The 26335-nt window shown below is 70.7% G+C and carries 23 protein-coding genes and 1 pseudogene; 15 read left to right on the top strand and 9 right to left on the bottom strand.

What is annotated here, in order from left to right; genetic code table 11:
• Positions 1-1373: YcaO-like family protein (locus J1C73_RS10945; protein ID WP_207316180.1), on the top strand; the 1373-nt coding region annotated here is incomplete at its 5' end.
• Between the two features lie 83 nt (positions 1374-1456).
• Here the strand turns inward: J1C73_RS10945 and J1C73_RS10940 are convergent.
• A complete protein-coding gene (locus J1C73_RS10940; RefSeq protein WP_030757923.1) occupies positions 1457-1627 on the bottom strand; it encodes a thiazolylpeptide-type bacteriocin in 171 nt (56 codons plus the stop codon).
• A 161-nt stretch (positions 1628-1788) separates the two neighbouring features.
• Between J1C73_RS10940 and J1C73_RS10935 the strand changes: the two genes are divergently transcribed.
• Positions 1789-3033, top strand: coding sequence for an amidohydrolase (locus J1C73_RS10935; protein WP_307797662.1), 1245 nt, complete (start codon positions 1789-1791; stop codon positions 3031-3033).
• 127 nt (positions 3034-3160) lie between these two features.
• Positions 3161-3523: a peptidase inhibitor family I36 protein gene (locus tag J1C73_RS10930; RefSeq protein WP_207316178.1), complete on the top strand. Its 363-nt coding sequence runs from the start codon at positions 3161-3163 to the stop codon at positions 3521-3523.
• Positions 3524-3849: 326 nt separating this feature from the next.
• On the opposite strand, the gene J1C73_RS10925 is transcribed toward J1C73_RS10930, so the two are convergent.
• Together J1C73_RS10925 and J1C73_RS10920 are read right to left on the bottom strand one after the other, a co-directional pair.
• On the bottom strand, positions 3850-5352 hold the full coding sequence (locus tag J1C73_RS10925) for a long-chain-fatty-acid--CoA ligase (protein ID WP_207316177.1): 1503 nt from the start codon (positions 5350-5352) through the stop codon (positions 3850-3852).
• A complete protein-coding gene (locus tag J1C73_RS10920; RefSeq protein ID WP_207316176.1) occupies positions 5303-6340 on the bottom strand; it encodes a TauD/TfdA family dioxygenase in 1038 nt (345 codons plus the stop codon). The genes J1C73_RS10925 and J1C73_RS10920 overlap by 50 nt, the downstream gene beginning before the upstream one ends.
• Before the next feature lie 290 nt (positions 6341-6630).
• On the opposite strand from J1C73_RS10920, the gene J1C73_RS10915 reads away from it, so the two are divergent.
• The 8 genes from J1C73_RS10915 (at position 6631) to J1C73_RS10880 (ending at position 15761) form a co-directional block, all read left to right on the top strand.
• Positions 6631-7650: an AraC family transcriptional regulator gene (locus tag J1C73_RS10915; RefSeq protein ID WP_207316175.1), complete on the top strand. Its 1020-nt coding sequence runs from the start codon at positions 6631-6633 to the stop codon at positions 7648-7650.
• 176 nt (positions 7651-7826) lie between these two features.
• Positions 7827-8885: a beta-keto acid cleavage family enzyme gene (locus J1C73_RS10910; RefSeq protein WP_207316174.1), complete on the top strand. Its 1059-nt coding sequence runs from the start codon at positions 7827-7829 to the stop codon at positions 8883-8885.
• Between the two features lie 26 nt (positions 8886-8911).
• On the top strand, positions 8912-9883 hold the full coding sequence (locus J1C73_RS10905) for a quinone oxidoreductase family protein (protein ID WP_207316173.1): 972 nt from the start codon (positions 8912-8914) through the stop codon (positions 9881-9883).
• A gap of 143 nt (positions 9884-10026) precedes the next feature.
• A complete protein-coding gene (locus tag J1C73_RS10900) occupies positions 10027-10902 on the top strand; it encodes a TauD/TfdA dioxygenase family protein (RefSeq protein WP_123467253.1) in 876 nt (291 codons plus the stop codon).
• Positions 10903-10906: 4 nt separating this feature from the next.
• A complete protein-coding gene (locus tag J1C73_RS10895) occupies positions 10907-12184 on the top strand; it encodes an MFS transporter (protein WP_207316172.1) in 1278 nt (425 codons plus the stop codon).
• Positions 12181-12774, top strand: coding sequence for an RBBP9/YdeN family alpha/beta hydrolase (locus J1C73_RS10890; protein WP_207316171.1), 594 nt, complete (start codon positions 12181-12183; stop codon positions 12772-12774). Before J1C73_RS10895 ends, J1C73_RS10890 begins: the two co-directional genes overlap by 4 nt.
• On the top strand, positions 12771-14735 hold the full coding sequence (locus J1C73_RS10885) for an acetoacetate--CoA ligase (RefSeq protein ID WP_207316170.1): 1965 nt from the start codon (positions 12771-12773) through the stop codon (positions 14733-14735). Before J1C73_RS10890 ends, J1C73_RS10885 begins: the two co-directional genes overlap by 4 nt.
• Before the next feature lie 333 nt (positions 14736-15068).
• Complete coding sequence (locus J1C73_RS10880) at positions 15069-15761, top strand: DUF4232 domain-containing protein (protein WP_207316169.1); 693 nt, start codon at positions 15069-15071, stop codon at positions 15759-15761.
• A 99-nt stretch (positions 15762-15860) separates the two neighbouring features.
• Here the strand turns inward: J1C73_RS10880 and J1C73_RS10875 are convergent, their stop codons facing one another.
• Genes J1C73_RS10875 through J1C73_RS10855 form a run of 5 tightly spaced genes read right to left on the bottom strand, consistent with a single transcriptional unit; the run spans position 15861 to position 20650 of the window.
• Complete coding sequence (locus J1C73_RS10875) at positions 15861-17264, bottom strand: purine-cytosine permease family protein (RefSeq protein ID WP_207316168.1); 1404 nt, start codon at positions 17262-17264, stop codon at positions 15861-15863.
• Between the two features lie 52 nt (positions 17265-17316).
• On the bottom strand, positions 17317-18246 hold the full coding sequence (locus tag J1C73_RS10870) for an ABC transporter substrate-binding protein (RefSeq protein WP_207316167.1): 930 nt from the start codon (positions 18244-18246) through the stop codon (positions 17317-17319).
• Positions 18243-18929: an ABC transporter permease gene (locus J1C73_RS10865; RefSeq protein WP_207316166.1), complete on the bottom strand. Its 687-nt coding sequence runs from the start codon at positions 18927-18929 to the stop codon at positions 18243-18245. Before J1C73_RS10865 ends, J1C73_RS10870 begins: the two co-directional genes overlap by 4 nt.
• Before the next feature lie 6 nt (positions 18930-18935).
• The gene (locus J1C73_RS10860) at positions 18936-19586 is read right to left on the bottom strand and encodes an ABC transporter permease (RefSeq protein WP_207316165.1); all 651 of its coding nucleotides are present in this window, start codon (positions 19584-19586) and stop codon (positions 18936-18938) included.
• The gene (locus J1C73_RS10855; RefSeq protein ID WP_207316164.1) at positions 19583-20650 is read right to left on the bottom strand and encodes an ABC transporter ATP-binding protein; all 1068 of its coding nucleotides are present in this window, start codon (positions 20648-20650) and stop codon (positions 19583-19585) included. The genes J1C73_RS10860 and J1C73_RS10855 overlap by 4 nt, the downstream gene beginning before the upstream one ends.
• Positions 20651-20777: 127 nt before the next feature.
• Here J1C73_RS10855 and J1C73_RS10850 point away from each other — a divergent pair, with 127 nt between their 5' ends.
• Both J1C73_RS10850 and J1C73_RS10845 read left to right on the top strand, forming a co-directional pair.
• Complete coding sequence (locus J1C73_RS10850; protein ID WP_207316181.1) at positions 20778-22337, top strand: aromatic amino acid ammonia-lyase; 1560 nt, start codon at positions 20778-20780, stop codon at positions 22335-22337.
• Positions 22338-22505: 168 nt separating this feature from the next.
• On the top strand, positions 22506-23834 hold the full coding sequence (locus J1C73_RS10845) for a TerD family protein (protein ID WP_207316163.1): 1329 nt from the start codon (positions 22506-22508) through the stop codon (positions 23832-23834).
• 9 nt (positions 23835-23843) lie between these two features.
• Here J1C73_RS10845 and J1C73_RS10840 read toward each other — a convergent pair whose 3' ends face one another.
• Positions 23844-25016 carry a glycosyltransferase gene (locus J1C73_RS10840; RefSeq protein ID WP_207316162.1) on the bottom strand — a complete coding sequence of 391 codons (1173 nt, stop codon included), beginning with the start codon at positions 25014-25016 and terminating at the stop codon, positions 23844-23846.
• 58 nt (positions 25017-25074) lie between these two features.
• On the opposite strand from J1C73_RS10840, the gene J1C73_RS10835 reads away from it, so the two are divergent.
• Together J1C73_RS10835 and J1C73_RS10830 are read left to right on the top strand one after the other, a co-directional pair.
• Positions 25075-25860, top strand: a complete 786-nt coding sequence (locus J1C73_RS10835) for a glutamate racemase (protein WP_207316161.1) — start codon at positions 25075-25077, stop codon at positions 25858-25860.
• A 69-nt stretch (positions 25861-25929) separates the two neighbouring features.
• Positions 25930-26335: pseudogene (locus J1C73_RS10830) on the top strand (hypothetical protein); the annotation flags it as partial.

Genomic DNA, 26335 nt, shown 5'->3' with positions numbered 1-26335 from the left:
CCCTGGAGACCCGACCCAAACCCGACCCGGGCACCTACCGGCTGCGCGCCGCCTCCGCGTACCCGATCCCCGAGGACGCCCTCGCCAACCCGGTCTGCGGGGCCCTCGGCGGCGGAACCTGGCTGAACGTCACCTCCCCGACCACCGCCCCGGTCGCCGGCAGTGTCTTCGTACGCGGCTACGCCGGGCTCAACGACGTCACCTGGAGCGGCCAGGAGAACGCCTTCTCCACCAGCCGCACCCTGGCCTTCCTGGAGGGTCTGGAGCGCTACGCAGGAACCCACCGACGGGGCCGCACCACCCCCGTCACCGGTTCATGGAACTCCCTCAAGGCCGACGCCGTGGACCCCGCCACCTGCGGCTTCTACGACCCGCGCACCTACCGCGACGACCCCCTGGTCGATCCCTTCGACCCGGACCGCGCCATCCCCTGGGAGTGGGGCTGGTCCCTGCGCGACGACCGCCCGGTCCTGGTCCCCTCCCGCCTCGTCTACTACAGCGCCGGGCTGGCAGCGGACAACTTCGTCTTCGAATGCTCCAACGGCTGCGCCATCGGCGGCTGCCTGGAGGAGGCGGTCCTCGGCGGCCTCCTCGAACTCGTCGAACGCGACGGGTTCCTGAACGCCTGGTACGGCAACGCCCGCCTCACCGAGATCGACCTCGCGACCGTGGGCGGCCCCACCGCCGCCGCCATGGCCGAACGGGCAGCACTCCAGGGCTACGACGTTCACGTCCTGGACAACCGCGTCGATCTGGCGATCCCCGTCGCCACCGCCGTCGCCGTACGCCGCGACGGAGGCCCCGGCACCCTGTCGTTCGCGGCGGCCGCCTCGCTGGACCCCCGGTCAGCCGTGGAGGGCGCCCTCTCGGAAGTCCTCACCTACATCCCGCATCTGGCCCGGCAGACCGAGGAGCGGCTGGGTGAACTGGAGGCCATGGCCGACGACTTCCACCGCGTGCGCCACCTCAAGGACCACGCCCAGCTGTACGGGCTGCCCAGGATGGCCGCGTACGCCCGCAGCTATCTGGAACCGCTCGCGGTACGCCCCTTCGACGAGGTCTACCGGCGGTGGGAGACCACGGGGCGCCCCCGCACGGGGGATCTCAGCGACGACGTACGGGCGGTCGTCGGGGAACTCGCGGCAGCCGGCCACGACGTGATCGCGGTCGACCAGACCACCCCGGAGCAGGCACGCATGGGCCTGCGTACCGTCAGCACCCTGGTCCCCGGGCTCCTGCCGATCGACTTCGGCTGGAACAGGCAGCGGGCCCCGCTGATGCCCCGGCTGCGCACCGCACTGCGGCGCGGCGGCCACCGTACGACGGACCTGACGGAAGCCGAGATCCGGATGGTGCCGCACCCGTTCCCGTAACACCGCCGCCGGGGCACGGAAACGCCCGGCACCCGTCGAGCGAACGGATACCGGGCGCGCCCTGCGGCCTGACCGACTACGGGTCAGGCGGAGCAGGAGGTGGTGCTGGTGGTGGAGCTGCACGTCGAGGTCGAGCTGGTGCTGGTGGAACCCGCCAGCACGACCTCGCTGGCGTCCGAGTAGTCGGAGATCTCGAACGTCTCGGCCTCGAGCTCCAGGATCTCGTCGGCGAGGGTGCTCAGGTCCTTGTTCATGGGTGTCTCCTCCGGATCGGGCCCCCGGGACGGGGAAGGCCGCCTGCGTGGGGTGTACGCCCCATTCCACCGCCGACCGCTCACCGTTCGGCATGCCGCGCGCTCACACATCGCTGGCACGTGACGCCAGCGGGCCGCCCCACCCTCGTCCAAGGAGTTCCGTGACCGCCGATCACCTCGCCCTCACCCACTCCGCCCCGGCGGTACGCCCAGCGCTCACCCTCTACCTGGACGTTCATCGCACCCCGGAACTCTCGGGCGAGGAGAGCCGCACGGCCGCCCTGTTCGCGGACCGGCTGGCCGCCATCGGATTCGAGGTCATCCGCGGTATCGGAGGTCACGGCGTCGCGGGCGTCCTGCACAACGGCGACGGCCCCCGCGTGTACCTGCGCGCCGAACTCGACGCTCTGCCGCTGACGGAGCGGACGGGCCTGCCGTACGCCAGCGGGAACGGTGCCATGCACGCCTGCGGCCACGACCTTCATCTGGCCGCCGCTACGGGCGCCGCCGACCTGCTGGCCCGCACCACCGCCCACTGGCGCGGCACCCTGGTCGTGGTCGGCCAGCCGGCCGAGGAGACGCTGACGGGGGCCCGCGCGATGCTGGCGGACGGCCTGTACGAACGCTGCGGCCGGCCGGACGCCGTGCTCGCCCAGCACGCGGCGCCGCTGCCCGCCGGAATGATCGCCCACGGCGGCCCGTACGCCCCGATGGCCGCCGCGAGCGCCGCCCTGAACGTCGTTCTTCACGGCCGCGGCGGCCACGCCGCGACCCCGCACCTCACGGTCGACCCAGTGATCACGGCGGCGGCCGTGATCACCCGTCTCCAGACGATCACTTCTCGCGAGACGGCTCCGTCCGATCAACTCACCCTCACCATCGGCACGGTGAGGGCGGGCACGGCGGTCAACGTGGTCCCGGACACGGCGGAACTCGGCATCGGCCTGCGCGCTACGACCGACGAAACCCTGGACCGCGCGCTGGCGGCGGTGGACCGCATCGTCCGGGCCGAGTGCGCGGCCTCCGCCTGCCCTCGCGCCCCGGACCTGACGACTCTGTCCCGCTCCCCGGCGCTCCGCGTCGACCCGCACACGACGGAGGCGATCCGGGCCGTGCACACCTCCCTGTACGGCCCGGAACGCGTCGCGAGCTGGCCGGCGTCGATGGCCGCCGAGGACTTCCCGCTCTACGGCGATGCGGGCCTGGCCGTACACGGCGAATCCGGAATCCTCCTGGCCTACTGGATGCTGGGCACGACGGGTCCCAAACAGTGGGCGGCGGCCCTTCCCGCCCAGATACCCCCGAACCATTCACCGCACTTCGCCCCGGACATCCGCACATCGCTCCCGGCGGCGATCACGGCCCTGTCGGCGGCGGCACTCAACCGGCTGGGCGCGGTGCCGTAACGACCGTCTCCACCGAATTGGTTCCCAGAAAAATGCACACTTTCAGGGAATTGTCGAAGTTGCGTTTGATTGGTGATCCTTTACGTATCCGAAACGCTCTCTTCGCAACGTCCCCGAAAGGATCGCCATGCGTATCACCGTGTCCATCGTCGCCGCAGCAGCTCTTCTCCTGCCTGCCGGTGCCGCCGTTGCCTCCCCCGTTCCCCAGTCGGCCGCAGCCACAGCGGTCTGCTCGATCGACCACTTTTGTCTCTACGAATACTCCGACGGCACGGGCCGCCGTGGCAGCTATCTGAACGGCACGGATGACGTGAAGAGACAGAACCTCCCCTCCGTACGCTCGGCCTGGAACCGCACCAACCAGTACTGGTGCGTGTGGAGCCAGGCCGAATACATGGGCACCAAGGTGATCGTCCAGCCCAACGAGGGGCTCAGGCAGCTCGGCGGAGCCTTCCGCTCCGCCCTTCCGGCGAGCGCCGCCCGCTGCTGACGGGGTGGAGGGCCCGGTCGCGGGAACACCGGCCGACGAAGCCTGGGCGGCGTGCGGAAGCCGTACGGGACTTGGCTGGTACCACTGGTAAATCTGTTATCAAACGAGAATGGGGAGAGGCCGGACCGCGAACGAGACGGGTATGTCGCCGGTCAAGCCGGTCCCACCGTAGAAGGGTGCCCCTTGGACCCAGCCCCCCCACGCCGTAGTGGCCCGGCGCACGGGTCTCGTTGTCATGGCTGGACTTGGCACCGTACCGCGCGGGGTCTGACGACCTCCCGCCCGGCCCGGAGCGGTCATCGGCCCCGGGCCGGGCGGTGTGACGGTCAGGCGTCCGAGGGGTTCGGGGGAGTGATCAGGATGTCCCGCTTGAGGATCTTGCCGGTTGCCCCCTTCGGCAGCGCGTCGACGAACCTCACGATCCGCGGGTACTTGTACGCCGCCACCCGCTCCCGTACGTAGTCGCGCACGTCGTCCGTCGTGGCGCGGGCGCCGGGCCGGAGAACGACCGCGGCGGCGATCTCCTCACCGTGCACCGGATCGGGCACACCGAGGACCGCGGCCTCGGTGACGTCGGGGTGCCGGTACAGCACCTCCTCGATCTCACGCGGGTAGACGTTGTAGCCGCCGCGGATGACGAGGTCCTTCTTGCGGTCGACGACGAAGTAGTAGCCGTCCTCGTCGACGCGGGCGAGATCGCCGCTGTGGAACCACCCGTCCCGGAAGGCGCCCGCGGTGTCGTCCGGGTGGTTCCAGTACCCCTTCATGACGTTCTCGCCCCGGATCGCCAGCTCTCCTACCTCGCCGGGGCCGGCCACCCCGCCGTCGGTCCCGACGAGCCGGAGCTCGACACCAAGAACAGGAAGACCGATGGAGCCGGGTTTGCGGGGGCGATCCGGTGGATTGAAGCAGGCCACAGGGGACGTCTCGGAGAGGCCGTAGCCCTCCAGGACGGTGACGCCCAGTTCCCGCTCGGCGGCGTGCAACAGCTCGACGGGCAGCGACGCGCCCCCCGAGACCGCCAGACGCAATCGCGGCAGGGCCTGACCGACTCCGTTCCGGAGCAACGCGCTGTACATCGTGGGTACGCCCAGGAAGACAGTCACCTCCTCCCGGCGCAGCGTCTCCAGCGCATCGGCCGCGCGGAACCGCGGCAGCAGGGACAGGCAGGCCCCCGACGCGATCGCGGCGTTCAGGGCGCAGGTCTGCCCGAAAGCGTGGAACAACGGGAGTCCGCCGAAGAGGACGTCGTCCGGGCCCAGGCACAGCAGCGTCCGTGCCGTGGTCAGGGCGTTGCTCACGAGGTTGCGGTGCGTGAGCTCCGCGCCCTTCGGAGTCCCGGTGGTACCGGATGTGTACAGGATCACCGCGGTGTCGTCGGCCGCGTTGCCGGCCGCCCCGGCCATCGGCGGGACCGAGCCCAGCAGGGCTGCGAACGTCACCGGGTCCGCGACCAGGCACTCTGCTCCGGCCCGAGCCGCCGCCGGTCCGGCCTCGGCGGAGCAGGAGGGCGAGGCCACCAGGAGCCGGGCACCGCAGTCGCGGAGCACGAACGCCATCTCGCCCGACTTCAGCAGCGGATTCACCGGGACCACGACCCCGCCGGCGCGCAGCACGCCGTAGTACACCACGGGAAAGTGGACGACGTTGGGCAGGGCGACCGCCACGCGGTCGCCCGCGCGTACCCCGCGGTTCCGCAGCAGCGCCGCGAACCTGGCCGTCATGTCGTCGAGTTGTGCGTAGGTGACAGTGGTCCCGCCCTGCCGCACGGCCGTCCGGTCAGCGTGGGACCGGACGGATCGGGCCAGGAGTGCGAACAGCTCGGTCATGCGGCTTCCTTGTCGTAGGTGTCTGCGGGGTGATCACGTCCAGGGGCGCGACCCCTCCGCGGCCGCCGGCAGCGGAGGGCGCGTCGCCCCAGAAGCCCCGCGGCAGTGTGCGGGGCCGATGCGGTGTCAGCCACAACCGGAGTGCCTGAGGCCCCGGTGCGCGTGCGGGGACGGGGGCGGGGGCCGTGAGGGAGTGCAGGACCGCGTGGCTGTTGAGCAGCAGCAGGTCCCCCGGGGCGAGGTCCAGGTCGAGCCGGAGGTCCGGGGAGTGGGCCGCGGCGTCGATGAGGTCGAACAGTTCCACCTCGGCCGGGGACAGACGCGGCACGTCGGCCCGGTGCTGCGCCGACTCCAGACGGCGACGGTCGTAGCGCAGGCTGAATCTCTCCCCGTCACGGTGGGCGAGGGGCACGGCCCGGCAGGGGACCTGAGGGGGATCCGGCTCCTCGTGGACGAGGAAATGCGTGCGGTACAGAGAGTCGAGCAGCTCGGGCCGGTGTGCCCGCACCGCGTTGTGGACCGCCGCCGAACTGGTCAGTGCCGTGCGGGTCTTACGCAGACACAACAGAGCGACCGCGTCGGCCTCGTCGGTGTGCAATGCCTGCGCAGCGAGGTCCTCACGGCCGTCCTCTGCGGTGCCCGTGCGGCCGAGCATGTGCCCCGTGGTGTTCTGCGAGACCGGAATGCCGAGATGCCGGCCCAGGCCCCAGAGGAGCACGCCGAGCGCCGCCGGGCCGTAGCCCTCCACCGGGATGCCCCGTACGAGTACGAAGCCCCGGCCGTTCTCCAGCTCATCCGCGGCGCGGGCCAGGTCTTCGGCCAGGCCCGGCAGGGGGAAATGCTCGGCGGTCACCTTCAGGAGCGGGGTCCCCCGTGTGCGCACCGCCCGCACGGCCGCGTCCAGCTCGTCGAGCCGGGACGGCGTGAGGTGCTGGACCCAGTCGCGGGAGCGCGCCAGATCCGGGCCGCGCCATACGGCCGGACCCATGCAGGGCCGGTGTGGAGTCCCGGTCGATCGGCCACGCACGATACGTCTCCCTTCCGCGTAGGTTCTCTGTCGGTGAATCTCACGAAACCGCGAGTGCGAGCCTCTCGATCCATCCGCGAATTCGGACCGGCAATGAGGGCTGTTCAAGAAGCAAGGACTTTGCCAAAGTGTCTTCCGCCGGAATTCCATGGGGCCGCGCGGTGGTGCCACGCTAGGTCACGTCAGAACACAATGCTTGACCTGGCGGGGCAGGTGACTTATCAATTGGGGACAAAGCCCTGGAGTGCCCGATGAAGCCATTGGTCCGCAATGCCGCTCTGAGCAGCTACGTAGAGCTCAGCCAGTCCCTCGGTGTCGACCCGCGCGCGCTCATGAAACGCGTGGGCCTCGATCCGGTCGGTCTCGCAGTCCAGGACCGGTGGATCTCCGGCGTCGCCGTCACCGAACTCCTCGAACTTTCCGCCTCGGCGTCCCGGTGTGAGGATTTCGGCCTGCTCCTCGCCGAGCGCCGTCGTTTCTCGAACCTCGGGCCCATCAGCCTGGTGCTGCGCGAGGAGCCCGATGTGCGCAGCGCCCTCGCCCTCCTGGTGCGCCACGAGCGCATGTACAACGAACTGCTCCGCAGCCGGCTGACCGAGGCGAACGGGATCGCCACCGTGAAGCTGGGCCTGGAACTCGGCGAGGTGCGCGAGGCACGACAGGCCGTCGAGCTGGCCATGGGGACCTTCGTCGGCTTTCTGCGGGTGTTCCTCGGCGCCCGCTGGCAGCCGGTGTCCGTGTGCTTCACGCACGGCGCACCCACTGAGCCGGCGGCCCACCGTCGCTACTTCGGGCCCGTGGTGGAATTCGACCGGGAATTCAACGGAATCGTCCTCTACACCACCGAACTCGACACCCCCAACAAAATGGCGGACCCCCTGCTGCGCGGCTATGCCCGCCAGTACTTCGAGTCCCTCGCGGTGACCGCGGACGCCACCGAGCTGGACCGGGTGCGGGAGCTGATCGAGGTCCTGCTGCCGACCGGGCGCTGTTCGATCGAGCAGGTCGCGGGCAGTCTCGGCGTCGACCGCAGGACCGTTCACCGGCATCTGACCGCATCCGGCGAGACGTTCTCCTCGCTCGTCAACGCCACACGCACCCAGCTCGCCGAGCAGCTGGTGGCGAACCCGCGCCGCTCCCTGACGGAGATCTCCGGCCTGCTCGGCTTCTCGGCCCCCAGCGCCTTCTCCCGATGGTTCCGCGACCGGTTCGGCACCAGCGCGCGCGAGTGGCGCGCCTGCCGGGCGGCCGAGGCGCCTGTCCCCAACTGACAAGTCTCCTGTCACCTCGGGTAAAGCGCGGCGCGTAACCCGCTCCTAACGTGGCGGTAACGCAAGGGACACCACGGATTCGCCCGTAACGCCCTTGCGGAGCACGCGAGTCGGGCCCGTTGGAGTTCGGTTTCCAGCGGCCTGTCCGCCGCATCCGCCTACCAGGAGATGACCCCATGCACTTCCTCGATGACTCCCTGCTGCCCGAGAACCAGGAGAAGCTGGTCATCCAGGCCGCTCCCTACGGCCCGGAGTGGCTTCCCGGTGACGCCGACGACCTCCCCCTGACCATGGACGAGCACGTGCAGGCCGCGGTCGACTGCTACAACGCCGGAGCCACCGTGCTCCACATCCACGCACGTGAACTGGACGGCCACGGCTCCAAGCGCATGTCCATGTTCAACGAACTGCTCGGGCGGCTGCGCGAGGCCGTACCGGACATGGTCCTCCAGATCGGGGGTTCCATCTCGTTCGCCCCCGAGGACGAGGGCGCCGAGGCGAAGTGGCTGAGCTACGACACGCGCCACCTGCTCGCCGAGCTCACTCCGCGCCCCGACCAGGTGACGATCGCCATCAACACCAGCCAGATGAACATCGTCGAGATCATGTCGGAGGACGACCTGGCCGGCACCTCCATCGCCAAGCCCGACTACTACCAGGCCTACCGCGACATGGTCGTCGAGGCGGGACCCGACTTCTACCTCGAACACCTGAAGCGCCTGCACGCGAACGACATCCAGCCGCACTTCCAACTCGCCACCCTGGCACAGCTGGAGACCGTCGAGCGACTGATCCGCAGCGGTGTGTACACCGGCCCGCTGGTCCTCAACTACGTAGCGATCGGCGGCGGGTTCGCCGGGCGCCACCCCGCCGACCTGATCGAGTTCGTCCGCCGCGTCCCCGACGGCGCGGTCCTCACGATCGAGTCCTCGATGCGCGCGGTCGCCCCGATGAACGCCGTTGCCATCGCCCTCGGGGTGCACGTCCGCGTGGGCAACGAGGACAACCTGTGGGCCCGCAAGGGCGAGCCCATGAGCTCCGTGCGGCAGGTCGAGCAGATGGTACGGATCGCCGACGCCCTCGGCCGCGACATCGCGAGCGGCGCGGAGGCCGGGAAGATCTACCACCTGGGCGAGTACTACGAGGACAGCGACCAGACCCTGGCCCGGCTCGGCATGGTGCCCAACCGGCGTCCCGGACAGCGTGGCTTCATGCTCCGCGACACCGCCCGCTGACCACCGCCGAACGAAGAGAGCATCCCGTGGCACACGCCATCCGCTTCCACGAGACCGGCGGCCCCGACGTCCTGCGCCAGGAGCACGTCACCGTCGGCGATCCGGGCCCCGGCGAGGTCCGCGTCCGGCACGAGGCCGTCGGACTCAACTTCGCCGACACCTACTTCCGCACCGGCCTGTACCCGGCCCCGCTGCCCGCGGGCCTCGGAGTCGAGGCAGCCGGTGTCGTCGAGGCCGTCGGCGGGGGAGTCACCCACGTCACCGAGGGCGACCGCGTCACGTACACCGGCAGCCCGCTCGGCGCGTACAGCACCGAACGGATCATGCCCGCCGACTCGCTCATCCGGCTGCCGGACGGCATCGACTGCGAGACCGCGGCCGCGATGACGATGCGTGGCCTCACCGCCGCGTATCTGCTGCGCCGGATCCATCCGCTGAAGCCCGGTGACACGATCCTGCTGCACGCCGCCGCGGGCGGCGTCGGCCTGATCGTCAGCCAGTGGGCGAAGCTGCTCGGCCTCACCGTGATCGGCACGGTCTCCACCGAGGAGAAGGCCGGACTCGCCCGTGCCCACGGCTGCGACCACACCATCCTGTACCGCCGTGAGGACGTCGCCGAGCGGGTGCGGGAGCTGACCGACGGGGTCGGTGTCCCCCTGGTCCTGGACAGCATCGGCAAGGACACCGTCGCCGCGTCCATGGCCGCGCTGCGCCGCCGCGGCCTGCTGGTCTGCTTCGGCACGGCGTCCGGCGTGCCGCCGCTGGACGCGATGCAACTCGCCATCCACGGATCGCTGTTCGTGACCCGCCCCGCGCTGGCCGACTACATCGCCGACCCCGCGGAGCGCGACGCGCTGGCCGGCGAGCTGTTCGGCCACGTCGCCGCCGGCCGGATCCGGATCCGTATCAACCAGCGCTACGCGCTCGGCGACGCCGTGGCCGCGCACCGCGCACTGGAATCGGGCCGCACCACGGGTTCGTCCGTGCTCATTCCCTGATCCAGCCGGTTCGCGCCACCCCCGAACTCCCTGATCCCGCGAGGATCCCGCGAGTTCCTGGCCCCCGAACTCCCTGATCCCGCCGAGTTCCCTGACTCCTCCACTTCTCCGAGTCCCCCCTGAGTTGCCCCAGGAGAGCGCACATGACGCACACCTCCGCCCGAACCCGCATCCACGCCGAACCGCTGACCTGCACCCTCGGAGCCGAGCTGCACGGTGTCCAACTCGGCGACGCCGCCCGGGACGACGCCCTCTTCGCCGAGATCAAACAACTCCTGCTCCGGCACAAGGTGCTGTTCCTGCGCGACCAGGACATGACCCGCGCCGAGCACGTCGCGTTCGCCTCCCGCCTCGGCCCGCTGGAGGACCACCCGGTCCTGGGCAGCGACCCCGACCATCCCGGCCTCGTTCGCATCTACAAGGACCTGGACAGCAAGCCGGAGCACTACGAGAACGCCCTGCACTGCGACGCGACCTGGCGCGAGCACCCTCCCATGGGCGCGGTACTGCGCTGCGTCGAGACGCCCGAGGTGGGCGGCGACACGATCTGGGTCGACATGGCAGAGGCCTACCGCAGGCTCCCCGGCCACATCCGCGCGCAGATCGCGGACCTGCGCGCCCGGCACAGCATCGAGGCGAGCTTCGGCGCGGTCATGACGACGGACCAGCGCCACCGGCTCAAGGCCCGCTACCCGGACCCCGAGCACCCGGTGGTCCGCACCCACCCGGAGACCGGGGAGAAGATCCTCTTCGTCAACGCCTTCACCACCCACCTCGTCAACCACCACACCCCGCAGAACGTGCGGTTCGGCCAGGACCACGCCCCCGGCGCGAGCCTCCTGCTGAACTACCTGATCAGCCAGGCGGCGATCCCCGAGTACCAGGTGCGCTGGCGCTGGACGCCGAACAGCGTGGCCATCTGGGACAACCGCTCCACCCAGCACTACGCCGTCCAGGACTACTGGCCGGCCGTCCGCAAGATGGAACGAGCCGGCGTCGCCGGTGACCGGCCCTGCTGAGCCGATGAGCCGGAACCGCGGTTACGCGTGGCTGGTGTTCGCCCTCAGCTTCGGACTGCTTCTGTCCGACTACATGTCACGGCAGGTCCTGAACGCCGTGTTCCCTCTGCTGAAGGCCGAATGGGTGCTCTCCGACGCCCAGTTGGGATCCCTGAGCGGCATCGTCGCCCTGATGGTCGGCCTGCTGACCTTCCCGCTGTCGCTGCTGGCGGACCGCTGGGGCCGGGTCAGGAGCCTGGTCCTGGCCGCGGGGGTGTGGAGTCTGGCGACCCTGGGCTGCGCCTTCGCCGCGAGCTACGGTCAGATGTTCCTGGGCCGCTTCATGGTCGGCGTGGGCGAGGCGGCGTACGGGAGCGTAGGCATCGCGGTGGTGCTGAGCGTGTTCCCGGTGGGCCTGCGGGCCACGCTCTCCGGAGCGTTCATCGCGGGCGGCGCCTTCGGATCCGTACTCGGAGTGTCGATCGGCGGGGTGGTCGCCCAACACCTCGGATGGCGCTGGACATTCGGCGTCATGGGCCTGTTCGGCCTGGTCCTGGCCGCGGTGTACGGCGTCGTCGTGACCGAGCGGAAACTGGCATCCGCCGGCGTCGGCCCCAGCACCGCACCGGGTGCGCGGGACCCGGTGCGCAAGCTGCTGCCGCGGCTGTTCTCTTCCGTCTCCGTGCTGTGCGCCTACGTGGGCAGCGGGCTGCAGATGTTCCTCGCGATGGCGCTGATGGCCTGGATGCCCAGCTACCTCGACCGCTACTACGGCCTGCCACCTGACAGGGCCGGGCTCGCCGCGGGGGTCTTCGCGCTCGTCACCGGGATCGGCATGGTGGGCGGCGGCCTCGTCTGCGACCGGCTCGGCCGCAGGAGCCGGCACCTGAAGTGGACCGTCGCCGTCTTCTGCAGCGTCGGGTCACTGGTGCTGCTCACGGGAGGATTCCAACTCCCGCCCGGTGCGGCGCAACTCCTCCTCATCGGTGCGGGAACGCTGTTGTCCAACGCCACCGCGGGACCGGCGGCCGCCATGGTGATGAGCCTGACCCCCGCCGCCGTCGCGGCGACGGCCCTGGCCACGCTCACCCTCGCCAACAGTCTGCTGGGCCTGGCACCGGGCCCTGCGGTGACCGGCATGCTCGCCGACCGCATGGGCCTGCACGCCGCACTCCAGGTGATCCCGCTCGTCTCGGTCGTGGCGGGCCTGGCCTTCGCCCTCGGCGGACGCCACTACGACAAGGGCCTCGTCCCGATCACGGCCGAGGCCGTGGCCCTCAGGAAAACGGAGCTCCAGACATGAACCCCGCCCCCGCGCCCACGGTCGTGATCGTTCCCGGCCTGCGCGACCACGTCTCCGGTCACTGGCAGACGGCACTCGCCGCCCGGCTCCCCGGCGCCGTGACCGTGCCGCCCCTGACAGAGGCCAGGCTCAGCCGCGACGCGCAGGTCGCCACCCTCGACGGCGTACTGTCCGGCATCGCTGGACCGGTGGTGCTCGTCGCGCACAGCGCCGGAGTGCTCACCACCGTCCACTGGGCGGCCCGGCACCACCGTCAGGTGCGCTTCGCGCTGCTCGCCACTCCACCGGACTTCCACACCCCACTGCCCGACGGCCATCCCGGACCGGAGACCCTGCGTGAGAACGGCTGGCTCCCGACACCCCGGACCCCGCTGCCGTTCCCCAGCACGGTCGCGGCGAGCACGAACGACCCCCTGGCCCGCTTCGAGCGGGTCGCCGGACTGGCCCGCGCCTGGGGTAGCCGGCTGGTCGACCTCGGCCCGGTCGGACACCTCAACCCCGCATCCGGCTATGAGGACTGGCCGCAGGCAGTGGACTTCCTCGACGCCGTCGGCTGCCGTACGGCTTCGGAACCCGAGGCGTCGGCATGAGCGCGCCGGCCGGCAACATCGCAGGCTTCCTGCGGTGGCTGGAGACAGAGCGCGGCCTGTCGTTCACCGGCTACGACGCACTGTGGCGGTGGAGCACCGACGATCTCGCGGCCTTCTGGTCGGCGGTGTGGGAGTACTACGGCCTGGACGCCGTCAGCCACTACGACGAGGTGCTCGCCGACGCGGCGATGCCCGGCGCGACCTGGTTCACCGGAGCACGGCTGAACTTCGCGCGGCAGTGCCTCGCTCACGCCACCGACGCACGTCCCGCACTCATCGCCGTGTCCGAGACCGGCGAGCCCGTGGAGACCTCGTGGGACCGGCTCAGCGACGAAGTGGCGGGCGTGGCCGCCGCCCTGCGCGAGATGGGCGTGGGCCCCGGGGACTGCGTCGCCGGGTATCTGCCGAACATCCCGCAGGCCGTGGTGGCCCTTCTGGCCACGGCCGCCGTCGGCGCCACCTGGACGGTCTGCTCGCCGGACTTCGGCACGTCGAGCGTCATCGCCCGGCTGCGGCAGGCGCGGCCGACGGTCCTGGTGGCAGCGGACGGCTACCGCTACGGGGGGAAGGAGTACGACCGGCGCCCGCACGTCGCGGAGATCCTGGACGGCCTGCCCACGGTCCGCCATCTGGTCGCCGTCGACCGGCTGTACGCGTCCGGGGCCGGTCCGGCCTGGCCGGGGCGGACGGATGTGGCCCGGCACGGGTGGACCGAACTGGCCGACCGCAGGGCCCGGCCGGTCTTCGCCGACGTCCCGTTCGACCACCCGCTGTGGATCCTGTGGTCCTCGGGGACCACCGGCGTGCCGAAGGGCATCGTGCACGGCCACGGCGGGATCGTCGTCGAACTGCTCAAGGCGCTCGGGCTCGGCGTCGACCTGCGCGCGGACGACCGCTACCTCTTTCACACCTCTACCAGCTGGATGGTGTGGAACTTCATGGTCGGGGGGCTGCTGCACGGAAGCACGCTCGTCCTGTACGACGGCAGCCCCGCCCATCCCGACATCAACGGGGTCTGGCGGACCGCCGAACGCACCGGCGCCACGGTGGTCGGCGTCGGCGCCGCCTATCTGACAGCGGCGGAGAAGGCGGGCGCCCGCCCGGCGAGCGAGACGGACCTCGGTGCGGTGCGGACCATCCTGCAGACCGGCTCGGCGATGCCCGACAGCACCTGGCACTGGGCCCGCGACCGCCTCGCCCCCGGTGCCCGGCTCCAGTCGATCTGCGGCGGCACCGACATCTGCTCCGTCCTGGCCGGCGGTTCCCCACTGCTGCCGGTGCGCACGGGCCGGATCTCGGGACCCGCTCTGGGCGTCGCCCTCGCCTCCTGGGACGCCACGGGGCAGCCGCGTGTGGGGCAACAGGGCGAACTGGTGGTCACGGCCCCCCTGCCGTCGATGCCGCTGCACTTCGTCGACGACCCCGACGGCGAGCGCTACAAGCGCAGTTACTTCGACGTCTATCCGGGCGTCTGGCGGCACGGCGACTGGGTCACCGTCGATGCCGACCTCTCCGTCGTGGTGGCGGGACGCTCCGACTCCACGCTCAACCGCATGGGCGTACGGATGGGCTCGGCCGACCTCTACGCCGTCGTCGAGCGGTTGCCGCGAGTCGCGGACAGCCTCGTCATCGGCGCCGAACTTCCCGACGGCCGCTACTACATGCCGCTCTTCGTGGTGCCCGCGGCAGGGGAGCGGTTCGACGACGCCCTGCGCGACGAGATCGTCGGGGCGATCAGACAGAGTCTGTCGCCCCGGCACGTCCCGGACGCCGTCGTCCCCGTCGAGGCCGTGCCCCGCACCCTCACGGGCAAGAAGCTGGAGGTCCCGGTGAAACGCATCCTCCAGGGTGCCCGCGTCACCGAGGTCAGTGCGGAAGGCGCCGTGACCCGGCCCGACATGCTGGTCTGGTTCGCCGGATTCGCCGACCGGCTGGCCACGGGCCGGGGCGAGGGGCGGTAGGGATCCCACCCTGACGGCAGGAGCACCCGGCGGGGCCATGGGTTTCGTCAAGGCAATCGGGCCGCGTTCTGGTGGGGTTCGGGGCGACGCCGGCCGGTCGCGGTTCTGGGTCCCGGCCCGTCGGCACCGCCTCGTCACGCCTCGACGCAGTTCTGACGCTCGGTCACGGACATGGCCCCTGAGCTGCGGTTGGTGTGATCCAATGCCGTTTCCTGGAACCGAGGTTGCTGAGACAGAACCTGGACATTTACAGGATCATTTCAGGATCGACTCGGCCCTAGTGTTGTCGGTGTCAGCAGGAAACACCGCAACTCAAAGCCGCTGGAGATCATAATGCGTTCGCGTCTCGCCGCCCGTCTCGTCCTGGCCGCCGCGGCAGTGACGGCCCTCGCCGCCACCGCCACCGCCTGCGGCCCCGAGGACCCCACGGACACCGGCAGCTCCGCGGCCCCCTCCACCGTCGCCTCCGACGGCAGCGGCGGGAGCGACAGCTCCTCCAGCGACAGCCCCTCCGCCGGCGACTCCTCCACCGGCGGTTCCAGCTCCACCGGCGGTTCCAAGTCCACCGGTGGTTCCACCGGCAAGACCGACTCCGACGACGGCGGGAAGAGCGGCTACGGGCAGGCCTGCGGCACCAACGACCTGGATCTCACGCTCACCTCGGAGTCCCAGGCCGGGGGCTACTACCTCGTCACCGCCAAGGCCAAGTCGGGGATCACCTGCTACCTGGACGTCAACACCCCCAGCGTCTCCTTCGGCTCCGGCGCCGACGGCGTCGCCTCCCCCGTCGGACAGGGGGGCGAGGACCCCATCAAGCTCACCGGCTCCAACGTCGCGTACACCGGCATCAGCCCCAAGACCACCAACAACAATGACGGCAAGGAATTCGAGAGCGTCATCATCGCGACCACCGACGACGACCCCAACCCCGCCGAGCTCAAGCTCCCCGAGGCCGCCAACGTCGACAAGCCCATCGTCACCAACTGGGCCACCAACAGCTCCGAGGCCATCCCCCGCATTGTCTGACGAACCGGACCGGCATTGTCTTCAACAGCGGGGGAGCGGCATGCCGGCCCCGAAGGCTGCAGGCCCGTTCCGGAGCCACGGAGAAGGCGACGGCGGGGGCTACCGGGGAGGCACGAGGGCGTAGCGCGTCTCCTGCGGGACGTGTGAGGTGTCGCGGCGGGCCAGCAGCCAGTACAGGATCGCGGGCGCCGCCAGACCCACCATCCAGGAGATGTCCGCGCCGCCCAGCGGATCCACCAGCGGGCCCGTGAAGAAGTGCGTCGCGAGGAACGGGAGCTGGGCGAGGACGCCCACCCCGTAGACCGTGAGGGCGTCCCAGCGCCAGGCGCCGTAGCGTCCCCCCGGGTCGGACAGCGCCGGGATGTCGTACCGCTCCCGTGAGATCAGGTAGTAGTCGACCAGGTTGATCGCCGACCACGGCGTGAAGAACGTCAGCAGGAACAGCAGGAAGTCCTTGAAGGACGTCAGGAAGCTGTCCTTGCCCAGGAGCGCCACTGTCGTTCCCGCTACCATGATCACCGCGATGTACGCGGCCCTGCCGCGCGGCGACAGTGTCTTCTGGCCGCGGAATCCGCTGATGCCGGTCACCATCGACATGAAGCCGCCGTAGGTGTTGAGCACGTTGATGGTCAGCTTGCCGAACGCGATCACGAAGTACAGGAACGACGCGATCAGGCCCGCACCGCCCAGGCCGACCACGTATCCGACCTGGTTGGCGAGGAACGCGTCCCCCGCGCTCGCCGCCACGAGCACCCCGAACGTCATCGACCACTGCGAGCCGATGGCCGACCCGGACAGGGTCCACCAGAAGGTGGCCCGGCCCGACGTCGTACGCGGCAGATAGCGCGAGTAGTCCGCGACGTACGGCCCGAAGGCGAGCTGCCAGGATGCCGAGAGCGACACCGCGAGCAGGAACACCGGCAGATCGAAGTGCGCGTCGCCGAGCAGCGCCGACAGGTCCACGCGGTCCAGGAGGCGGATGCCCAGGTAGATGAAGGCCAGCGCGCAGACCACGCTCGCCACCCGTCCCAGGACGTGGATCACCCGGTAGCCGACCGCCGCCACCACCGCGGTGACCACCGCGAAGACGATGATGCCGGTGGTGTCGTTCGTGTGCGTGAGCTCGGCGGTGGCCTGCCCGGCGAGGACGCTGCCGCTCGCGAAGAAGCCCACGTACATGAGGACGACCAGGAGGAGGGGAACGACCGCGCCACGCACCCCGAACTGGGCGCGGGACTGGATCATCTGGGGCAGGCCGAGCCTCGGGCCCTGCGCGGAGTGCAGGGCCATGACGGCGCCGCCGAGCAGATTGCCCAGCAGGAGGCCGGCCACCGACCACACCACGTCGCCGCCGAAGACGACGGCGAGCGCGCCGGTGACGACCGCGGTGATCTGCAGGTTCGCGCCTAGCCAGAGGGTGAACTGACTGAACGCTGTCCCGTGCCGTTCGCCGTCCGGGACGACGTCGATGGAGCGCCGCTCCACCAGGTCTTCAGCTGCCATGACTCGGTTACCCGGCCTCTCGTTGGTGTGTCCTGCTGTGCGGCAGTGGCCGCTACTTGATCCCGTGCCGCGCCGCCCAGTCGCTCGCGACGTCCTGCGGGTCCTTCTTGTCCTTGTCCACCAGGCGGTTGAGCTCGGTGAGGTCCTCGGTCGTCAGCGCGCTGCCGAGCCGGGCGAGTGCCTTGCGGACCGTCGAGTCGGCCTTGCGGTCGGCGATGAGCGGGACGATGTGCTGGCCGGGGACCAGGTTCTTGGGGTCGGTGAGGACGACCCAGTGCTCGGCGGCGATGTCGGTGTCCGTGGTGAAGAGGTTCGCGACGTCCACGTCACCCTTCTTCAGGGCGCCCTTGACCAGCGGTCCCGAGGAGTCGAGGGACTTGAACTCCTTGAACTCCACGCCGTACACGTCCTTGAGGCCCACTGCTCCCACCGTGCGCTTCTTGACCTCGGGGGCCGCGCCGATGACGAGCTTCCCGTTGTGCCGGGCGAGATCGGCGAGGGACGTGAGACCGTACGTGTCGGCGGTCTTCCGGGTGACGACGAACGCGTCGGAGTCCTCGGCCCGGCCGTAGGGCAGGATCTGCAGGCCGTTCGGCAGGGCCATGGCGAGGGCGTTCTGCATCTCGCCCTCCTCCGTGGCCGTGGCCTTGGTGTCGAGGTAGTGCAGCAGGGCGCCCTGGTACTCGGGCAGGAGGTCGATGTCGCCGCCCTTGAGGGCGGGGAGGAGGATCTCGCGGGTGCCGAGGTTGGGGCGGACCGTGGTCTTCACTCCGGCCGCTTCGAGCGCGGCGGCGTAGAGGTGCCCCAGGACCTGGTTCTCGGTGAAGTTGGCGGTGCCGATGGTGACCCCGTCCTTGCTGGAGCCTCCGCCTCCGCCGCCGGACCCCTGCCCGTCGAGTGAGGTGACGCCGCCGCTGCAGGAGGCGAGCGCCGGGACGGAGGCGGCGGCGAGGAGGCCGCCGAGGAGAGTTCTGCGGTTCATCGTGTGTGCTCCTGGGCCGACTTGGCGGGGCGGTGACGGAAGAGGGCGCGCTGCAGTGCGGACAGCGCGAGATCGAGGACGACGGCGACGACCGCCACGAGCACGGCACCGCCGAGCACCTGCACGAGGTCGCGCTGGGCGAGCCCGTCGAAGACGTACCGGCCGAGCCCGCCGAAGGAGACGTACGCGGCGATGGTGGCCGTCGCGACGACCTGGATGAGGGCGAGCCTGAGCCCGGTCATGATCAGGGGGAGCGCGAGAGGCAGTTCGACCTGGCGCAGGACCTGGTGCCAGCGCATCCCCTGGCCGCGCGCGGCGTCCCGTACCTCGGGGTCGACGGCGGTCATCCCGGCGTAGGTGTTGGTGACGATGGAGGGGACGGCGAGCGCCACGAGGGCGATGTAGACGGGCCACATCGAGAGCCCGCTGGCGAGGAAGACCAGCACGACGAGTCCGACGGTGGGCAGCGCGCGCCCGAAGCTGGAGAGGTTGATGGCGAGGAAGGCACCGCGTCCGGTGTGTCCGATGAGCAGGCCGATCGGCAGCGCGATGGCGGCGGCGATCAGGGTGGCGAGCAGCGAGTACTGGAGGTGCTCGGCGAGGCGGTGCCCGATGCCGTCGGGCCCGGTCCACTGCTCACCGCTGACCAGCCAGGCGCCGAGGTCCTTGAAGAGTTCGTACATGAGCGCTCAGGCCCCCTGCTTCTGCCGGCGGGTCCAGGGGGTCAGGACGTACTGGAGGGCGACGAGAGCCGCGTCCGCGACGAGCGCGAGGAGCAGGGTCAGGACGACGCCGACGATCACGGGGGTGGGGAAGTTGCGCTGGAACCCGTCCGTGAAGAGCTGCCCGAGTCCGCCGTCGCCGATGTACGTGGCCACGGAGACGAGGGAGATGGCCATCACCGTCGCGATCCGCACGCCCGCCATGATCACGGGGAGCGCGAGGGGGAGTTCGACGGTGAGCAGGGTGCGCAGCGGCCGGGTGCCCATGGCTTTCGCGGCCTCCTTGGTCCTGGCGGGGACGGAGTCCAGACCCTCGACCGTGTTCCGCAGGAGCACGACGAGCGTGTAGATCGTCAGGCCGATGACGGTGGTGGTGCGGGTGAGCCCGCTGACCGGCAGGAGGAGCACGAAGACGGCGATGGACGGGATGGTGAACAGGATGTTCGACAGCCCGAGGAGGAGTCCGCGCAGCCGGCGCACCCGGTGCGCGAGGACGGCCAGGGGGAGCGAGATGAGCAGGCCCAGGAGTACGGCGGTGAGGGCGGCCTGGAGGTGGGAGAGGGCCAGGGTGGTGAGATCACCGGTGTGGTCGGATATCCACGACCAGTCGACGCTCATGCGGCCACCGTGCTTGCCTCGCTGTGGACGCGCCCCGCGTGGTCGTGGATGTCCTCGCGGGACGTCACACCCGTCAGGACGCCCTCCGCGTCGATGCGGGCGACCAGTCCGCTCGGCGCGGCGATCGACTCGTTGAGCGCCGAGAGGAGCGAGTCCGTGTCGCGCAGCGGCCGGACCGGGGCCTGCGCCTTCGTCTCGGTGTCGCGCCAGGCCAGCGGCTTGCGGGCGGCGTCGAGGGCCAGCTGCCAGCGGGTGCCCTTGGGGGCGGGCCCCTGGGCGACCTCCGTCAGTGTGGTCAGGGACAGCAGCTTCAGGCCGCGCTCCGCGCCCAGGAAGTCCGCGACGAACGCGTCCGAGGGACGGGCCAGCAGTTCGGCCGGGCCGGCGCACTGGACGAGATGGCCACCGGTGCGGAAGACGGCTATACGGTCGCCGAGCCGGACGGCCTCGTCGATGTCGTGCGTGACGAAGACGATGGTCTTGCTCAACTCCCGCTGAAGGCGTAGGAGTTCGTCCTGGAGCTGGGTGCGCACCACGGGGTCGACAGCACCGAAGGGCTCGTCCATCAGGAGCACCGGCGGGTCCGCGGCGAGCGCGCGGGCCACACCGACCCGCTGCTGCTGGCCGCCGGAGAGCTGGTGCGGGTAGCGCTTCCCGGCGTCGGCGGAGAGGCCGACCGTCTCCAGGAGTTCCGCCGCCCGTGTCCGCGCCTTCCTGCGGCCCCAGCCGAGCAGCAGCGGCACGGTCGCGATGTTGTCGAGGACCGTGCGGTGGGGGAAGAGCCCCGACTGCTGGATCACATAGCCGATGGAGCGGCGCAACTCGGCGGCGTCCTGCTCCAGGACATCCCTGCCGTTGACTCTGATCGTCCCGGAGGTCGGATCGACCATCCGGTTGATCATGCGGAGCGTCGTTGTCTTGCCGCAACCGGAAGATCCGACAAGGACCGTGACTCCCCCTTCCGGCATCTCGAGGGTGAGGTCGTGCACCGCGGTTGTGCCGTTCGGGAAGCGCTTGTTGACCGTATCGAATTGGATCATGTGAAGTCCCTTGCCCGGCTGCATATCATCATGCAGAGTTCTTGGTGTCTGAATAGATTGTCAATAGTCAGTCGCCGTTCAGGTGTGAATCCCTGGTGGCGACTGACCGTAGGGCAAGACGGTGCTTCCGGTTGAGGAGGAATTGCGAATGATGTCGTCTCATATCGCGGACAGAGTGACGGGCGACAGTGACTCGGTTGTCGTCCTGAACGGCCGCGGACTGATGGTTGCAGATGTCGTACGCATGGCCGAATCCACCGCAAAGCCCGTTCCGGGCGCGGACGGGATGAAGCGCGTGGAGGCCTCGTGGAACGCCGCTCGGGAAATCGCCTCGTGGGGTCGCGTCTACGGTCGCTCCACCGGTGTGGGTGCCAACCGGAATGAGCCGGTACCGACGGAGGCGGCCGCCGACCACGGTCTGCGACTGCTGCGCAGCCACGCCGGGGCGATCGGCGAGGAGCTGCCCGCGCGGCAGGTCCGCGCCATGCTCGCCGTCCGCGCCAACCAGTTGCTCGCGGGAGGCGCCGGTCTGCGCCCGACGATCGTCACGGCGCTCTGCGAGGCTCTGGGGACGGGGGCCTACCCGAAGGTCAACGAATTCGGCTCGGTCGGCACCGGCGACATCGCCGCGCTCGCGCAGATGGGCCTCGCGCTGGCCGGCGAACACCCCTGGCAGGGGCCGGGTGCGGCCCCGGGCCCGCAGCCCCTCGACAACAACGACGCCCTTGCCCTGATCAGCAGCAACGCGCTCACCCTCGGTCAGTCCGCGCTCGCCCTGTACGAGCTGCGTGGCCTGATCGCGGCCACACAGGTGGTGGCGGCGCTGTCCCTGATGGCGACCGACGGTTCGTACGAGGCGTACGCGCTGCCCGTGCACGAGGCGCGGCGGCACGCCGGTTCGTACGCGGTCGCGGAGCGGATGCGGGCGCTGCTCGGCGCCCCCGACCGCCCCACGCCGCCGCTCGGCCGGATCCAGGACCCGTACGGCTTCCGCTGTGTGCCCCAGATCCACGGGCCCGCGCACGATGCGGCGGACGCGCTCGAAGACGTGCTCACGGTCGAGATCAACGCGGCGGCCGAGAACCCGCTGATCTCGGCGGACGACATGGCGGCCTACCACCACGGCGGCTTCTACATCGCCCAACTCGCCTTGTCCCTCGACCACTTCAGGCTGGCGGTGACACAGGTGGCGCGTCTGTCGACCTCGCGCCTGTCCACGCTGAACGAACCGGGCTTCACCCGGCTGCGGCCGTTCCTCGCGGACGGCGCACCGGCGTCGTCGGGCGTGATGATCCTCGAGTACGCGGCCGGGGCGGCCCTCGGTGATCTGCGGGCCTTCTCCGCGCCCGCGTCCCTCGGTCATACGGTGCTCTCGCGTGGTGTCGAGGAGCAGGCGAGCTTCGCCTCGCTCGCGGCCCGTCAGACGTTGCGGGCGTGCGGGGCGTACCGGCTTGTCGTGGGTTGTGAACTCGTCGCGGCTGTGAGGGCATTGCGTCAGCGGGACATGCGGCTCGACCCGGCGTTGCCCGTCGGCCGGGCCTTCGGGCTGGCGGATGCGGTGCTCGACGCGGAGCTGGCCGACCGGCCGCTGACGGACGATGTGACAGCTGCGGCCGGGCTGCTCGACCGGTTCGCCGACCTGTGGCTGGAGCTCGGGTCGGGGAGCGGAAAGGCCCCCGGTGGCCAGGGTGTTGTGCGGCGGACGTCATGAGTGACAGTCCTCCGGCATCCGGGGCGCGATCGCGGCGAGGAGGCTGGCGGGCGGTCCGCTGTACGGGGGGTTACCGGCGGATGCCGGGACGCCTCCCGGTGCCGCTGTGGGTTCTGCGGTAGGAGGGCATTAGGTTGACCGGGAAAGGTCTCGGCAGCCGGACTCGTGATGGGGGCGAGCATGACCATGCTAAAAGGAACCAATGTTCCAGTGGCGGCACAGGCCGTGCGCGTCGAACTGGGGTGGCGCACCGCCCCCGGGACACCGGACGTGGACGCCTCGGCGCTCCTTCTCCTCGGTTCGGGAAAGGTACGCAGCGACGCGGACTTCGTCTTCTACAACCAGCCGGGCCACGCGTCCGGTGCGGTGAGCCACGAGGGCAAGCGGGTCGCCGGCGGTGCGACCACTGACACCCTGGCCGTCGATCTGGCACGGGTGGAGCCCGTCGTCGACCGCATCGTGCTGGCCGCCTCGTCGGACGGCGGCACGTTCGGCCGGGTGACAGGGCTGTACGTACGGATCATGGACACGGCGAACGGCTCCGAGCTGGCCAGGTTCGACAGCGCCGATGCCACGGTCGAGACCGCGTTCATCCTCGGCGAGCTCTACCGGCGCCAGGGCTCCTGGAAGTTCCGGGCCGTGGGCCAGGGATACGGGACCGGACTCGAAGGCCTTGCCACGGACTTCGGGATTTCCGTCGATGAACCACAGCAGCCGCAAACGGCCCCTCAGCCCCAAATGCCTCCGCAACCCCAACAGCCCAACCCGGCGACACGGGTTGCCTCCATGCCGCCACCGCAGCCGGCCGCCGCCCCGATGACGCCTCCCGTACCCCCCGCACCTCCCGTCACCCAGCCCGTCCGGCTCACCAAGGTGACGCTGACCAAGGAAGCGCCGTCGGTCTCGCTCGCGAAGCAGGGCGGCACTTCGGGATCCATGCGCGTCAATCTCAACTGGGAGGTGCGCAAGCAGTTCAAGGGGTGGGGCAGCAAGCTCGGCAGGGCCGTCGCGAACCACGCGGATCTCGACCTTGACCTCTGTGCTCTCTACGAACTGACCGACGGACGCAAGGGAGTGGTCCAGGCGCTCGGAAACGCCTTCGGCGCCCTTCAGCAGCCGCCGTACATCCACCTCGACGGCGACGACCGGACCGGCGCCGTCGCCTCCGGCGAGAACCTGACCATCAACCTCGACCAGAAGGCCAGGATCCGCCGGATCCTGATCTTCGTCACGATCTACGAAGGGGCCCGGAGCTTCGCCGACCTGCATGCGACGGTGACCCTTCAGCCCCAGCACGGCGCCGCGATCGACTTCTCGCTCGACGAGTGCACCGTCCCGTCCACGGTCTGCGCACTCGCGCTCATCAGCAACAACGGGGGCGACTTCACCGTGCAGCGAGAAGCCCGCTACCTCGTGCCGCAGCGCGGAGTGAGCCCGCAGCGCACCATCGACCAGGCCTACGGCTGGGGCATGAACTGGACCCCCGGCCGCAAGTGAGCCTGCCGTTCACCGGTCCGGTGCGGCCTCGGGACGGGCGTACGTACGCCCCTTCCAGGCCGCACCGCGGCCCCGGTAGTGCTGCACCGCCGAATCGACCGTCATCAGCAGGTACAGCAGTGCGGTGAACGGCAGCAGCGGTGCCAGCCACAGGGACTGCCGGTAGTACCCCAGCACCGGCATGTACGTCCCGGCCATCACGCCCCAGGCGACGCCACCCGCCCAGGCGGCCGCCGGATCGCCGCCCAGCAGTCCCGCCACGAGCGTCACGGGCGGCGCGAGGTAGACGAGCGCGAGCCCCAGCACCGTGCCGAGCAGCAGCAGCGGGCTGTGCCGCAGCTGGGCGTACGCGCTCCGGGAGATCATCTGCCACAGGTCGGCCAGGCACGGATACGGCCGCACACTGTCCACCCGGTCCGCGAGCCCCAGCCAGATCCGGCCGCCGCTGCGCTGCACCGCACGGGCCAGCGACACATCGTCGATCACCGCCTGCCGGATCGACTCCGGCACCCGCGCCCGTACCGCGGCCTCGGTCCGCACCAGTACGCAGCCGCCCGCGGCCGCCGCCGTCCGCGCCCCCGCCCGGTTCACCCACCGGAACGGGTAGAGCTGCGAGAAGAAGTACACGAAGGCCGGTACGACGAGCCGTTCCCAGGTGCTCTCCACCCGCAGCCGCGCCATCTGCGAGACCAGATCGAACCCGCCCGACCCGGCGGCCGCCACCAGCTCCCGCAGGCTGTCCGGCTCGTGCGCGATATCGGCATCCGTGAGCAGCAGGTACTCCGGGTCCCGGGCCCGTGCCAGCGCCATGCCGTGCCGCACGGCCCAGAGCTTGCCCGTCCAGCCGGGCCGGGGCTCCCCGGGCGACGCCACGGTCACCGGCAGTCCTCCGTACCGGACGGACAGCGCACGGGCGAGATCCCCGGTGCCGTCCTTGCTGCAGTCGTCGACCAGGAAGATCTCGGCCCTCCCCGGATAGTCCTGCGCCAGCAGCGACGGCAGGCTCACCGGGAGCATGTCCGCCTCGTCACGTGCGGGGACGATGATCGCGACGGACGGCCACTCCCCGGGGGCCGCGCGGTCCGGCAGCCGCTGGTCCGTCCGCCAGAAGAACCCCTGCCCCAGCAGCAGCCACACCCACGCGGCGAGGGAACCCACGGCGATCCAGACAATGGCGGTCATTGGCCGAAGTCTGCCCCACTGAGTGGGGACCGCAAGGGTGGTCGACTATGGTGACCGGGTGAAGATCGCGCTCATGGACTCCGGAATCGGCCTGCTCGCCGCCGCCGCCGCAGTACGCCGGCTGAGGCCGGACGCCGATCTGGTGCTCTCCTCCGACCCCGACAGCATGCCCTGGGGCCCCCGCACCCCCGAAGACGTGACGGCCCACGCGCTCGCGGTGGCACGCGCGGCCGCCGCCCACCGGCCCGACGCACTGATCGTGGCCTGCAACACCGCCTCCGTGCACGCGCTGGGGGCGCTGCGGGCGGAGCTCGAACCCGCCCTGCCGGTCATCGGCACCGTCCCCGCGATCAAGCCGGCCGCGGCAGCCGGCGGCCCGTTCGCGATCTGGGCCACGCCGGCGACCACGGGCAGCCCGTACCAGCGGGCACTCATCAGGGACTTCGCCGGCTCCGCGGCCGTCACCGAGGTCCCCTGCCCCGGTCTCGCCGACGCCGTGCAGTACGCGGACGAAGCGGGGATCGACCGGGCCCTCGCCGCGGCCGCCGCACTCACCCCGCCCGACGTACAGGCCGTCGTGCTGGGCTGCACCCACTACGAGCTGGTCGCCGAGCGCATCCGCGACGCCGTGCGGCAGCCGGGCCGGGCCCCCGTGGTCCTGCACGGCTCCGCCGGAGCCGTCGCGGCCCAGGCACTGCGCCGGATCGGGGCTGTACCCGCTCCGTCGGCCGAACCGGGCACCGGACTCGTCGTGCTCCTCGGCGGCCGCGAGTCCGAGATGCCCGAAGCCGCTCTGGCCTACCAGGAAGGGCTTCGGCTCGTGGTGGTCAGCCCCGCCCGCTGACCGTCCGACGACCCGACGGGAGCCGTTGGACCCGTTCCGCCGCGCGGTTTCTTCAGTACGCTGCTTGGCATGAGGGACCATCCCCGAGAACCGAGGCCCACCAGAGCCGACTCCCACTCGGCGGTCTGGACCGGCCGGGCCACCAACCGAACCCAGTGGGTGCTCGCCGCCGCGGGCGCCGCCTGTCTGGCGCTCGGCATCCAGCTCGCCGTGAGCTCCACCTGGACCTCCGGCATCGCGCCGCTGCTGATGTCGGTGATCGGCTGCATGGCGGCCGGACTGCTGATGCTCTTCGGCACGCTCGCCTTCGTGAACGTGGCCGTGCGGGTCGATGGCGACGCCCTCGAAGTGCGCTGCGGCCACATGGGACTGCCGCGCCGCCGGATCCTGCTCACCCATGTGGTGGGCGCGGAGTTCGTGCCCCGGGTCACGCCGCGTCAGTGGGGCGGGTGGGGCTACCGCTGGCGCCCCGATC

Source organism: Streptomyces laculatispora, from assembly GCF_017353455.1.
Taxonomy (GTDB): Bacteria; Actinomycetota; Actinomycetes; order Streptomycetales; family Streptomycetaceae; genus Streptomyces; species Streptomyces laculatispora.
This window is presented reverse-complemented; position numbering and strand designations above follow the sequence as displayed.